This is a genomic window from Microbacterium sp., from assembly GCF_052102115.1.
Classification (GTDB): Bacteria; Actinomycetota; Actinomycetes; order Actinomycetales; family Microbacteriaceae; genus Microbacterium.
The window spans coordinates 1-11,841 of the sequence record NZ_JBQDVP010000008.1; the positions used below are offsets into that span (position 1 = coordinate 1).

General features: G+C 67.7%; 10 protein-coding genes and 1 pseudogene. 7 read left to right on the forward strand and 4 right to left on the reverse strand.

The genetic code is table 11. From position 1 onward, the window contains the following. Both ACTICP_RS04285 and ACTICP_RS04290 read right to left on the reverse strand, forming a co-directional pair. Positions 1–282 (reverse strand): annotated as a pseudogene (locus tag ACTICP_RS04285) (2-hydroxyacid dehydrogenase); the annotation flags it as partial. A 17-nt stretch (positions 283–299) separates the two neighbouring features. Next, complete coding sequence (locus ACTICP_RS04290; protein ID WP_441889850.1) at positions 300–1,613, reverse strand: glucarate dehydratase family protein; 1,314 nt, start codon at positions 1,611–1,613, stop codon at positions 300–302. Positions 1,614–1,713: 100 nt separating this feature from the next. On the opposite strand from ACTICP_RS04290, the gene ACTICP_RS04295 reads away from it, so the two are divergent. The 6 genes from ACTICP_RS04295 (at position 1,714) to ACTICP_RS04320 (ending at position 8,670) form a co-directional block, all read left to right on the forward strand. Continuing rightward, on the forward strand, positions 1,714–2,643 hold the full coding sequence (locus ACTICP_RS04295) for a LysR family transcriptional regulator (protein WP_036323592.1): 930 nt from the start codon (positions 1,714–1,716) through the stop codon (positions 2,641–2,643). A gap of 87 nt (positions 2,644–2,730) precedes the next feature. Further along, positions 2,731–4,365 carry a dipeptide ABC transporter ATP-binding protein gene (locus tag ACTICP_RS04300; RefSeq protein WP_441889852.1) on the forward strand — a complete coding sequence of 545 codons (1,635 nt, stop codon included), beginning with the start codon at positions 2,731–2,733 and terminating at the stop codon, positions 4,363–4,365. 152 nt (positions 4,366–4,517) lie between these two features. Further along, positions 4,518–6,383 carry a molecular chaperone DnaK gene (gene dnaK, locus ACTICP_RS04305; protein WP_441889854.1) on the forward strand — a complete coding sequence of 622 codons (1,866 nt, stop codon included), beginning with the start codon at positions 4,518–4,520 and terminating at the stop codon, positions 6,381–6,383. 2 nt (positions 6,384–6,385) lie between these two features. Further along, positions 6,386–7,027: a nucleotide exchange factor GrpE gene (locus ACTICP_RS04310; RefSeq protein WP_441889856.1), complete on the forward strand. Its 642-nt coding sequence runs from the start codon at positions 6,386–6,388 to the stop codon at positions 7,025–7,027. An 11-nt stretch (positions 7,028–7,038) separates the two neighbouring features. After that, positions 7,039–8,025, forward strand: a complete 987-nt coding sequence (locus ACTICP_RS04315; RefSeq protein ID WP_441889858.1) for a DnaJ C-terminal domain-containing protein — start codon at positions 7,039–7,041, stop codon at positions 8,023–8,025. 216 nt (positions 8,026–8,241) lie between these two features. Next, positions 8,242–8,670, forward strand: coding sequence for a heat shock protein transcriptional repressor HspR (locus ACTICP_RS04320; protein ID WP_441889985.1), 429 nt, complete (start codon positions 8,242–8,244; stop codon positions 8,668–8,670). A gap of 30 nt (positions 8,671–8,700) precedes the next feature. On the opposite strand, the gene ACTICP_RS04325 is transcribed toward ACTICP_RS04320, so the two are convergent. Continuing rightward, positions 8,701–9,729, reverse strand: coding sequence for a lactonase family protein (locus ACTICP_RS04325; RefSeq protein WP_441889860.1), 1,029 nt, complete (start codon positions 9,727–9,729; stop codon positions 8,701–8,703). Between the two features lie 51 nt (positions 9,730–9,780). Here ACTICP_RS04325 and ACTICP_RS04330 point away from each other — a divergent pair, with 51 nt between their 5' ends. Continuing rightward, a complete protein-coding gene (locus ACTICP_RS04330) occupies positions 9,781–11,151 on the forward strand; it encodes an FAD-dependent oxidoreductase (protein ID WP_441889862.1) in 1,371 nt (456 codons plus the stop codon). Here the strand turns inward: ACTICP_RS04330 and ACTICP_RS04335 are convergent. Next, positions 11,111–11,818 carry a Pr6Pr family membrane protein gene (locus ACTICP_RS04335; RefSeq protein ID WP_441889864.1) on the reverse strand — a complete coding sequence of 236 codons (708 nt, stop codon included), beginning with the start codon at positions 11,816–11,818 and terminating at the stop codon, positions 11,111–11,113. The genes ACTICP_RS04330 and ACTICP_RS04335 overlap by 41 nt on opposite strands. Positions 11,819–11,841 lie beyond the last annotated feature (23 nt).

The window sequence follows — 11,841 nt, forward strand, 5'->3', positions numbered from 1 at the left end:
GACGTGCTCGGCGATCGCGGATCCGTGGTGGCCCGTGTTGCAGACCGCGGCGTCCGCGGGAATCGCGTCCGGGGCGATCCGGTCGATGCCGGCGCCGGTCGCGTGAATGAGCCGCGCCGACGGCGCATCGGGCATGTCCTCCGCGGTGAGCCGCGAGCACACGACGACATCCGCGCCGTCGAGCACCTCTCGCGGGGAGGAGTCGGCCGCGAAGCGCCACTCGTGCTCGCGCGCCGTCAACCGCAGGTGACCTGCGAACCCCGTGATGATGGGATCCGTCACGGCGATGCGCAGCGGGCTCACCATCGCGGCGACGTGTTCGTGAAGGCGGGATCGAACCGCTGCATGTACCCGGTGTCGTCGCGCTCGCGGATGCGGCAGTCGATGTACTGCCGGTGCAGCTTCTGGAGCAGATCCTCGTCGAGCTCGACGCCGAGGCCGGGAGCGGTGGGCACCGCGAGCGATCCGCTCTCGAACTCCAGCGCGCCGGGCGCGATCACGTCTTCGTCCGCGCGCTTCCACGGCCAGTGCGTGTCACAGGCGTAGTCGAGCACGGGCGTCGCGCCGGCGAGGTGGGTCATGGCGGCGAGGCTGATGCCGAGGTGCGAGTTCGAGTGCATCGACAGGCCCCAGCCGAGCGTCTCGGAGATGCCGCCGAGCAGCTTCGACCGCTCGAAGCCGCCCCAGAAGTGGTGGTCGCTCAGCACGATGTCGATCGCGCCGAGGCGGACGGCTTCCTTGATGTGGTCGAACGCGACGACCCACATGTTCGTCGCGAGCGGCAGATCGGTGTGCCGGCGCACCTCGGCCATCTTCTCGAGGCTGTTCGTCGGGTCCTCGAGGTACTCGAGCACGTCCTTCAAAGAGTCGGCGACGCGGATCGACGTCGCGACCGTCCATGCGCCGTTCGGATCGATGCGCAGGGGCATGTCGGGAAACGCCTCGCGCAGCGCGAGGACGGCGGCGATCTCCTGGTCGGGCTCGAACACGCCTCCCTTGAGCTTCAAGGCGCCGAAGCCGTACTCGTCGACGATGCGGCGGGCCTGCTCGACGATGCCCTCGGGGGTGAGCGCCTCGCCCCAGCTGTCGGGCTCATCGCCCGGATGGCCCGCCCACTTATAGAAGAGGTAGCCGCTGAACGGCACCGCATCGCGCACGCGACCGCCGAGCAGCTCGCTCACGGGAACGCCGAGGATCTTGCCGCGGGCGTCGAAGGAGGCCACGTCGAACGGGCTGAGCGCGCGATCGGCGGTGCTCGTCCCCGTCACCATGCCGGACATGCCGTGGCCGCCCGCGGTCGTATCGGCGGTGACGGCCGCCGTCACTCGGGTGCGGAGGTCGTTGGTCGCGAACACGTCGCACCCGAGCACGCGATCGGCCGCCTTCGCGAGGCGGGTGAGGTGCGCCTCGTCGCCGTACGTCTCGCCGAGGCCGGTCACACCGGATGCGGTGTGGATCTGCACGATCGCGCGCAGAGCGAACGGCTCGTGCACGCCAACGGTGTTCAGCAGCGGCGTATCGTGAAACGCGACGGGCGTGATCCGGATCTCGCGGATCGCGTGCTCGGAGACCGCCGTCGCGCTCGGCAGAGACACCAGAATTTCGTCGGACATCGAGCCTCCACATCGTCGTGCACCTCTTTTCCGAACCTATGGTTGTGTTTAATGCCGTGTCAAACCAAAATGAGCACAGATCAATGTCGGGAGTGAATCGATGATTTCGTTGGTACAGCTCGAGTGCTTCATCGCCGTCGCGGAAGAGCTGCACTTCGGCGCAGCCGCCTCGCGGCTCAAGATGACGCAGCCGCCGCTCAGTCGACAGATCCAGCAGCTCGAGCGCGAGCTCGAGACGCAATTGTTCTCGCGCACGAGCCGCCGCGTCGAGCTCACCCAGGCGGGTCGGGCGCTGCTGCCCAGCGCCCGGCGCCTCATCGACCTGGCCGCAAAGGCCGTCGCCGACGTGAAGTCGGTCGGCAAGGGCGCCGCGGGCACCCTGACGATCGCATACACGGCCATGGCGGGGCAGGCCGTGATACCTCGGCTCATGCGGCGCGCGTCGACGGCGCTGCCCGACGTCTCCCTGCTGCTCAGGGAGATGGTCACGCTCGAACAGGTCGACGCGATCGAGAAGGGAACGGTCGATGTCGGGCTAGTGCGCCCCCTGTTGTCGCGCCCGCAGCTCGAGAGCCGCCCCGTCTACCGGGAGAAGCTCGTCGTCGCGGTGCCGTCGGATTCGGTGCTGGCCGAACGGGGAGATCCCGCGCGCCTCATCGATCTCCTGGACGAGCCGCTGCTCATGTACTCCCCGGGCGTCGCGCGCTACTTCCACGACCTCCTACTGTCGATGTTCGTCGCGAGCGGCGTGCATCCGCGCATCTCGCAGTACGCCGGGCAGATCCCGACGCTGCTCGCCCTCGTGAGCGCCGGGCTCGGCGTCGCGCTCGTGCCCGAGTCGGCTTCGCGCATCTGCCCCGACACCGTCGCGCTGCTGCCCGTGAGCGAGAAGGATCCGTCGGATCGGGTCAACCGCGTCGAGCTCGACATCGCGTGGAGCCGCGAGACGCAGAACCCGCTCGTGCCCGCGATCCTGGCGCTGATCGATGAAGAGGGCGGCGACGTCGCCATCGATGCATTGGGTGCATAGTGTCATGCCCAACTAGCTGTTGATCGGAAGGATCGCGCGGCATAGCGTGAGCATCATCGCCCGTGCGCTCAACGAGGAGGACGCCTCATGGTCGAACAGCTCTCCGACGCGATTCTGCGCGTCGAAGGCCTCCGTGTCAGCTACCGCATCGGCGACCGCGAGGTGGAGGCCGTCCGCGGCGTCGATCTCACGGTGCGCCGCGGCGAGGTCGTCGCGATCGTCGGCGAATCGGGATCCGGAAAGAGCACCGTCGCGCAGGCGATCATGAACCTGCTCGCCCCCAATGCCGAGGTCACGGGCGGCGAGACCTCTTTCGATGGACAGAGCCTGCGCGGCCTCAGCGAGGCTCGGTGGCGCGCGATCCGCGGCCGCGTCATGGGTCTCGTGCCGCAGGATCCGTCGCTCAGTCTCAACCCCGTTCGGCGCGTGGGCGCGCAGGTCGCCGAGCCCCTCCTGGTGCACGGGCTCGCGAGCAAGCGACAGGCCGAGGTCAAGGCCGTCGAGCTGCTCGAGATGGCGGGCATCACGTACCCGTCCGAGCGGGCGAAGCAGTACCCTCATCAGTTCTCCGGCGGCATGAAGCAGCGCGCGCTCATCGCCGGGGCGCTTGCGGCCGACCCCGATCTGCTCATCGCCGACGAGCCGACGAGCGCGCTCGATGTGACGGTGCAGAAGCAGATCCTCGATCACCTCGAGAAGCTGTCGGCGGACCTCGGCACGGCGATCCTGCTCATCACGCACGACCTCGGTATGGCCGCCGAGCGGGCGGACACCGTCGTTGTGATGCGCAAGGGCGAGGTCGTCGACTCTGGGCCGGCGGGCGAGGTCATGACGAACCCGAGCCACGAGTACACGCGGGCCCTCATCGCCGCTGCGCCGCGGCTGTCGGCGCACGAGCGGCGCGCGGCGGCGACGAGCGAGCGCATCGTGTTCGGAGGCGAGCCGATCGTCGAGATCCAGAACCTCACGAAGGTCTTCCCCCTGCCGAAGGGGGAGGGCGGCAAGAAATCGCTCACGGCGGTCGACGACGTCACGCTCGAGATCCGCCGCGGCGAGACGCTCGCGGTGGTCGGCGAGTCCGGATCCGGGAAGAGCACGCTTGCGCGCCTGGTGTTGCGGCTCGACGACCCGACCTCCGGATCCATCCGCTTCGAGGGGCAGGACATCACCGACCTCAAGGGCGAGAAGCTGCGCCAGCTGCGCCGCCGATTCCAGATGGTTTACCAGAGCCCGTTCGACTCGCTGAATCCGCGCATGACGATCGAGCAGCTGATCACCGAGCCGCTCCTGTCGTTCGGCGAGGGCGACCGGGCGTCGCGCTCCGCGCGGGCGCGGGACCTCGCCGACCAGACCGCGCTGCCGGGCGGCATGCTCGACCGCTATCCGGACGAGCTGTCGGGCGGACAGCGCCAGCGCGTCGCGATCGCGCGGGCGCTCGCGCTGGATCCGGAGTTCATCGTGCTCGACGAGGCCGTGTCGGCGCTCGACGTCTCGGTGCAGGCCCAGGTGCTGGCCCTGCTCGACGAGCTGCAGCGCGAACGCGAGCTGACCTATATGTTCATCACCCACGACCTCGGCGTGGTCGCCGAGAGCGCCGACCGCGTCGCCGTGCTCAAGAACGGTGTGCTCGTCGAGTGCGATGAGACCGGCAAGCTGTTCACGAACCCGCAGGAGGACTACACGCGCATGCTGATCGACGCGGTGCCCGCTTTCACCGCGTGAGAACGGCCCGTTGGGGCGCTATCACCGCGATCCCGTAACTTGAGTCGGCTCGTATCAAGTCGGACTTGACGCAGCTCGACTCAGGTTCTATGCTTGAGCCATCGCGACTCAAGTCTCGCGAGTGAACTTGTCTCAACGAAACGGAGCTGAACATGGCACGTGCTGTAGGTATCGACCTCGGAACGACGAACTCGGTTGTCTCTGTCCTGGAAGGCGGCGAGCCGAAGGTCATCGCCAACGCCGAGGGCATGCGCACGACCCCGTCGGTCGTCGCATTCGCAAAGGACGGCGAGGTGCTGGTCGGCGAGACCGCGAAGCGCCAGGCGGTCACCAACGTCGACAACACGATCGCGTCGGTCAAGCGCCACATGGGCACCGACTGGTCGTTCGAGGCCGAGGGCAAGAAGTACACGCCGCAGGAGATCTCGGCGCGCATCCTTCAGAAGCTGAAGCGCGACGCCGAGCAGTACCTGGGCGACACCGTGACCGACGCGGTCGTCACGGTTCCCGCGTACTTCAACGACGCCGAGCGCCAGGCCACGAAGGAGGCCGGCGAGATCGCGGGCCTCAACGTGCTGCGCATCATCAACGAGCCGACCGCTGCCGCCCTCGCCTACGGCCTCGACCGCGGCAAGGAGGACGAGCTCATCCTCGTCTTCGACCTCGGTGGCGGAACGTTCGACGTGTCGCTGCTCGAGGTGGGCAAGGACGATGACTTCTCGACCATCCAGGTGCGCTCCACCGCCGGTGATAACCGCCTCGGCGGTGACGACTGGGACCAGCGCCTCGTCGACCACCTGATCAAGCAGTTCAAGGAGACCAGCGGCGTCGACGTCTCGAGTGACAAGATCGCTCTGCAGCGTCTGAAGGAGGCTGCAGAGCAGGCGAAGAAGGAGCTCTCCTCTTCGACCAGCACTTCGATCAACCTGCCGTACCTGTCGCTGACCGAGTCGGGCCCCGTTTCGCTCTCCGAGACGATCACCCGTGCGAAGTTCGAGGACCTCACCAAGGACCTCCTCGACCGCACCAAGAAGCCGTTCGAAGACGTCATTCGCGAGGCGAACGTCAAGGTCGCCGACATCGACCACGTCGTGCTCGTCGGTGGATCGACCCGTATGCCCGCCGTCGCCGAGCTCGTCAAGCGCGAGACCGGCAAGGAAGCGAACAAGGGCGTCAACCCTGACGAGGTCGTCGCCGTCGGTGCTGCCCTGCAGGCTGGTGTCCTCAAGGGTGAGCGCAAGGATGTTCTCCTCATCGACGTCACCCCGCTGAGCCTCGGCATCGAGACCAAGGGTGGCCGGATGACGAAGCTCATCGAGCGCAACACCGCCATCCCGACCAAGCGCAGCGAGACCTTCACCACGGCAGACGACAACCAGCCGTCCGTCGCGATCCAGGTCTTCCAGGGCGAGCGCGAGTTCACCCGCGACAACAAGCCGCTGGGCACCTTCGAGCTCACCGGGATCGCCCCGGCTCCCCGCGGCATGCCGCAGGTCGAGGTCACCTTCGACATCGACGCGAACGGCATCGTGCACGTGTCCGCTAAGGACAAGGGCACGGGCACCGAGCAGTCGATGACCATCACCGGCGGCTCGTCGCTGTCGAAGGAAGACATCGAGCGCATGGTCCGCGAGGCCGAGGAGAACGCCGCTGAAGACAAGAAGCGTGCCGACGCCCTCGAGCAGCGCAACCAGGCCGAGACCCTGTCGTACTCGATCGAGAAGCTGATCAAGGAGAACGAGGACAAGCTCCCCGCCGAGGTCAAGGACGAGGTCCAGGCCGACGTCGACGCTCTGAAGGCGGCCCTGGCCGGCGAGGACGACGACGCCGTCAAGACGGCGCTCGACAAGCTGAACGAGTCGCAGGGCAAGCTCGGCGAAGCGATCTACGCGCAGTCGCAGGCAGATGCCGCATCCGATGCCGGCCCGGCCGAGGGCGAGGCCCCCGCGGGTGACGCTTCCGACGAGGAGGACGTCGTCGACGCCGAGGTCATCGATGACGAGGATGAGAAGAAGTAACCATGACGGACAAGAACTTCGACGCGAACGGCGAAGTTCCTGAGGACGAGGGGTCGGATGCTGCGGCATCCGGCCCCGCGTCGCAGGACACGCCTGACGCGACCCAGAACCCCGATTCCGCTGAGGCGGCCGCGGCCGAAGGGTCGGACGACGACTTGACGATCGACGACATCCTCGGCGCGGAGCAGACCGGCGAGGCAGCGGCAGAGGATGCCGTGCTCGCCGACCTCGAGTCGACGCTGCTCAACGATCTCAAGCGCCTGCAGGCCGAGTACGCCAACTACCGTCGGCGTACAGAGGACCAGCGACAGGTCGAGATCGAGCGCGCGAAGGGCGAGGCGGCCAAGGGTCTGCTGCCCGTGCTCGACGACCTTGACCGTGCCGCCGCGCACGGCGACCTCGTTGAGGGCACGCCGTTCTTCGTGATCGGCGAGAAGGTCCGCGCTGTCGTCGAGCGTCTCGGCGTGGTCGCCTACGGCGCCTCGGGCGAGGATTTCGACCCGCAGCATCACGAGGCGATCTTCCAGCAGCCGACGCCCGGCGCAGAGACGTCCACGATCCTCGAGGTCGTCGAGGTCGGCTATCGCCTGGGCGAGGTCGAACTGCGGCCTGCCAAGGTCGTGGTCGCCGTTCCTGCAGAGTAGGCCGGTAATACATGGCAAGTCAGGATTGGTTCGACAAGGACTTCTACAAGATGCTCGGCGTCGCCAAGGATGTCAGTGACGCGGATCTGAAGAAGACGTACCGCAAGCTGGCGCGCAAATACCACCCGGATTCCAATCAGGGAGATGCCGCGGCTGAGGCGAAGTTCAAGGAGATCAGCGAGGCGTATTCGGTTCTCGCCGATCCGGAGCAGCGCAAGGAGTATGACGAGATCCGAGCCATGGGTTCGGGGGCGCGCTTCACCGCGGGCGGATCCAGCGCGGGCGGTTTCGAGGACGTCTTCAGCCGGTTCGGCCAGGGCGGACGTGGTCAGAGCGCCGACTTCGAGGACATCTTCGCGATGTTCAACCAGGGTGGCCAGGGCGGCACGTTCGGCTCGGGTCGCTTCGGCCAGCCGACCGGCGGGTACCGCGGATTCGGCGGTCCGCAGAAGGGCGCCGATGTCACGGCCCGCACCACGCTCGACTTCGTCACCGCCGTGCAGGGCGAGACCATCACGCTGCAGGGCGAGGATGGCAAGCCCTTCAAGGTGAAGATTCCCGCCGGGGTCGCGAACGGGCAGAAGATTCGCCTGCGCGGCCGTGGTCGCCCGTCGCCCGACGGCGGCGAGAGCGGCGACATCGTGGTGTCGATCACGGTGCGGTCGCACCCGGTCTTCACGCGCGACGGGCTGAACCTGCGCCTCACGGTGCCGGTGACGTTCACGGAGGCGACGCTCGGGGCGACGATCGAGGTGCCGACCCTTGCCGGCGACGTGGTCAAGCTCCGCGTCGCGCCGGGAACGCCCTCCGGGCGCGTGCTGCGCGTCAAGGGGCGCGGCGTGAAGAGCTCGAAGGGCACTGGTGACCTGCTCGCTGAGCTGCAAGTCGCCGTGCCTGCACATCTGGATGACGCCGCGCGTGAAGCGCTGCTCGCCTTCCAGGCGACAGAGCCGAAGGAGAACCCGCGCGCGGAGATGATGGCGAAAGCCCGCGCCTGATCGCGCGGCGGCGTGATTGAGAACTGAGGCGGGTCGTTGAGCGGAGGCGGCTTGATTGAGGACCGATGCGGGTCGTTGAGCGGAGGTGGCCTGATTGGGAGCTGAGGCGGGTCGTTGAGCGGAGGCGGCACAGCCGCCGAAGACGAAACGCGTTGAGCGAGCGCAGCGAGTCGAAGCGATCAGAAACGTAGAGTGAGCAGAAGGAAGGTGATCACGATGGTCGAGGACGAGGATGCCCCGGTCTTCGCGATCACCGTCGCGGCCGAACTCTCGGGTATGCACCCGCAGACGCTGCGTCAATACGACCGAATCGGGCTCGTCGTCCCCGGCCGCACCCGCGGAGGCTCTCGCCGTTACTCCGCGCGGAACATCGAGCAACTGCGTGAGGTGGCCCGCCTCTCGGCAGACGGGATGAGCCTGCCCGCCATCGCCCGGCTGCTCGATCTCGAAGATGAAGTGCGGATGCTGCGCCGCCGCGTCCTCGACCTCGAAGGCGCGCTGCGCGCCGAGCGGGAGAACCGCCCGGGCGTCCGTGTCTTCGCCGCCGGTTCGACGGGGGTTATCCCCGTCACCGGCGGCCGCCGCATCCGCCGTTCGACCGAGGTCGTGCTGTGGCGGCCGGGGAACCGCGGCGACGAGAAGTAGCAGGCGCTGGATGCGACGCGGTAATACGGCTCAGGCGAAGCGGACCCAATTCGCGCCGCGACCGGTCTCGATGCGCTGCAGAAGGTCGAGCTCGTCACCCTTCACCGCATACAGTGAGACGCTCGTCGACCGCTCGCCTGCCGCGATGAGGTAGTGCCCGCCGGGGCTGACGGCGAATCCGCGTGGCTGTGTCTCGGTGACGGTGAAGCGTTCAGGTGCTCGGACCGATCCGTCGGCTGCAACCGACACCGCTCCCAGCGTGCTCTCGGTGCGCTCCGTCACCCAAAGCCGTGCGCCATCGTCGCCGAAGTGGAGGTCGGCGCCCCAGATGTAGTGATTCTCGAGGGGGTCTGCCCCGAACACGCTGTGACCGAGATTCTTCGTGGTGTCGAAGGCCGTCGCAGTGTCCCGCAGCGCGAGCGCACCAGTGGTGGTGTCGCGTTGGTAATGAAGCACCTCACCGGAGAACTCGGTGAGCACATACACGGCAGTCTGCGCCTCGTTCAGCACGAGGTGCCGCGGGCCGCTCCCCGTCGGTGCGGCAACAGTTTCGGGCTGCAGCGGAGCGAGTCGTAGATCGTTGCTGAGTGCATACTGCGCGACGAGGTCGGCACCCAGAGATACGAAGTAGGCGAAGCGCCCGTCTGCGCTCGGCAAGACGGAGTGCAGGTTCGGGAAATGAACCTTCGCCACCGGTTCACCGATGACGCCGTCGGTGATCGGGCAGCTGATGCCGTAGCCGCCGCCGTAGGAAGCCCCCAGCAATCCGGTACCACCGTGGGTGAGGGCGAGGTAGCTCATGCCGCCACCGGGGAGGTCGAGGCGCGACTGGGGTGTAAGTCGTCCCGTCGCGCGATCGAGGGAGAGCGTGAGGATGCCGGCCGGTTCCACCTTCACCGCTGCGTAGACGAGATCGCCCTCTGCGTCGACGGCGAAGGTCGAGCATCCGGTGAGTCCTTCGGTGACGGCCAGGCGTTCGAGCCGTCCGCTCTCAAGGACGAAGGTGCTGATGGAACCATCCGCTGCATTGGCGACCAGCACGTGCATGGAATCAGTCATACCTTGATCGTAGAGGTGGGCGCGAACGGGTAGTGTGGCGTCACGATGAGGATGACGCGTCGCGAGCTGCTGGTGGGCGCCGGAGCGGGGGCGCTCGGGGTGCTCCTCGTGTCGTGCACGCCGGAGCCGCAGCCCACTCCCACGAAGACGCGCACTCCCTCGCCGTTGCCGACCACGGAGGTTCCTGCCCCGGCATCCAGCGCCCGAAGCACCTGGGCGACCGATCCCTATTCCCGCGGCGCCGTCAGTTACAACCGCGTCGGCGTGCAGGCCGACGCGCGCAGCCGTCTGGCAGAACCCGTCGAGGGTCGCGTCTTCTTCGCCGGTGAGGCGACGGATGCCGACAACCCTGCCACCATCCGCGGTGCGATCCACTCCGGGGAGAGCGCGGCGATGCGCATCAGGGCGGCCGCGGCCGCCGGCGAGCGGATCGCCGTGATCGGTGCGGGGCTCGCCGGCGCGACGGTTGCCGCCGGGCTCGCGGATCTCGACCTCGAGGTCACCGTTCTGGAAGCGCGCGACCGCGTGGGCGGACGCACGCACACGCAGCTCAACGACGAGTGGGTGATACCCGTCCAGCTCGGCGGTTGGCTGCTGCCGCCGCTCGCCGAAGGCGAGGAGCCCGCCCGCGAGGAGTCGGGTCTGCCCGAGACGGCAGCCCTGGCATCCGCTCTCTGGCGTGCGCCGGGCCGCGACGTCGACCCGATCAGCAATGACCCGATCGACTCCGCGATCGCTGAGGCGCGGGCGCTTCCGACGGACATCTCCCTCGCCGAGGCGCTCACGGAGACCGGCGCCGACCTTGAGGATCCGAGCATGGTCGCGCTGCTCGCGTATCTCGGTACGACCGCGGGGGCGGATGCTGACCTGCTCTCCTCCTGGTTCCCACCCGCGCTCCCGTCAGCCGACCGAAGAGGTGTGATCGGCGACTTCGACGCGCACATCCACGATCTCCTCGAGTCGGCGCAGCTGACGATGTCGTCACCGGTGACTCGCATCGCCTACGACGACGCCGGGGTCAGCCTGCGCCTGGGCACCGGCGAGTCCACGTCGTACGACCGGGTCGTCGTCACCGTCCCCCTCGGAGTGCTCCAGGGCGATCGCCTCGAGTTCTCGCCGCCGCTGCCCTTCGCACACCGCGGCGCGATCAACGCCCTCGGCATGGGCCACATCGAGACCATCTGGCTGCGTTACGACGAGCCGTTCTGGCAGACCGACGCGACCATCTGGCACGCCATCGGCGGCGACGAGAATCAGCCCGTGCGGACCTGGATCAACCTGCTGCCCGTCACGGGCGAGAGCATCCTCGTCGGGATCGTCGGCGCGGATGCCGCCGAGAGCTTCGCCGAACTCGAGGATCAGGAGGCGCTGCTGGCCGCACTCAGGTCGCTGGCGTCGTTCCTGCCTGCCGAATCGGACTGACCGCCTTCCGGCGTGACGGGCTGATCCGACTGATCAGCGCGAGCACCGCCGCGATCAGAGCGAAGATGGAAAGGGCGATGCCGCTGGTGATGAGGAACTCCCCGATGCCGCTGACCTGCCGCAGATCGAGGAAGTAGTACGGGTACCAACCGATCATCGGACCCCGCCACATCGTCACCCCGCCCCAAACGAGCGGGAACACCAGCGAACCGGGAACGATCCACCACGGCACTGCGCGGTGACCGGGGGTGAGCGTCCACGCGATCGCGGTGAACGCAGGAAGCCAGAAATGCAGCACCTGATCCGACCAGGGAACGTCGACGCGGATGCCGCGGAGCCCGGCCTGCCACACGATGAGGGCGAACGCGAGGCCGGCCGTGGTCGTCCAGGTGAGCACGAGGGAGAGCGCGATGCTGAACCAGCGCGGATCGTCGTCGCGTCGGAACGCCAGCACCCCGCCGACGATGAGCAGCACGACGAGCGCGATGTTCGACTCGACCGTGAGATACGCGAAGAAGTTGCGGCCGGCGATCGTCTGCGAGCTCAGGCCCCAGAACAAACGGTGCACGAGCGCGACGAGGCACACGGCGGCCGTGAAGAGGCGAAGCACGCCGAACGTGTTCCGTGCCTTCACTCTCGCCGGGTCTCCCTCCTGACGCTCGATCACGCCATCCCGCGAGTCTACGGAGA

Excerpts from the sequence above, each read along its gene's own strand:
- ACTICP_RS04310 (WP_441889856.1), top strand. The coding sequence starts at position 6,386 with ATGACGGACAAGAACTTCGACGCGAACGGCGAAGTTCCTGAGGACGAG.
- ACTICP_RS04295 (WP_036323592.1), top strand. The coding sequence starts at position 1,714 with ATGATTTCGTTGGTACAGCTCGAGTGCTTCATCGCCGTCGCGGAAGAG.
- ACTICP_RS04330 (WP_441889862.1), top strand. The coding sequence starts at position 9,781 with ATGACGCGTCGCGAGCTGCTGGTGGGCGCCGGAGCGGGGGCGCTCGGG.
- ACTICP_RS04325 (WP_441889860.1), bottom strand. The coding sequence starts at position 9,729 with ATGACTGATTCCATGCACGTGCTGGTCGCCAATGCAGCGGATGGTTCC.
- ACTICP_RS04315 (WP_441889858.1), top strand. The coding sequence starts at position 7,039 with ATGGCAAGTCAGGATTGGTTCGACAAGGACTTCTACAAGATGCTCGGC.
- ACTICP_RS04300 (WP_441889852.1), top strand. The coding sequence starts at position 2,731 with ATGGTCGAACAGCTCTCCGACGCGATTCTGCGCGTCGAAGGCCTCCGT.
- dnaK (WP_441889854.1), top strand. The coding sequence starts at position 4,518 with ATGGCACGTGCTGTAGGTATCGACCTCGGAACGACGAACTCGGTTGTC.
- ACTICP_RS04290 (WP_441889850.1), bottom strand. The coding sequence starts at position 1,613 with ATGTCCGACGAAATTCTGGTGTCTCTGCCGAGCGCGACGGCGGTCTCC.
- ACTICP_RS04320 (WP_441889985.1), top strand. The coding sequence starts at position 8,242 with ATGGTCGAGGACGAGGATGCCCCGGTCTTCGCGATCACCGTCGCGGCC.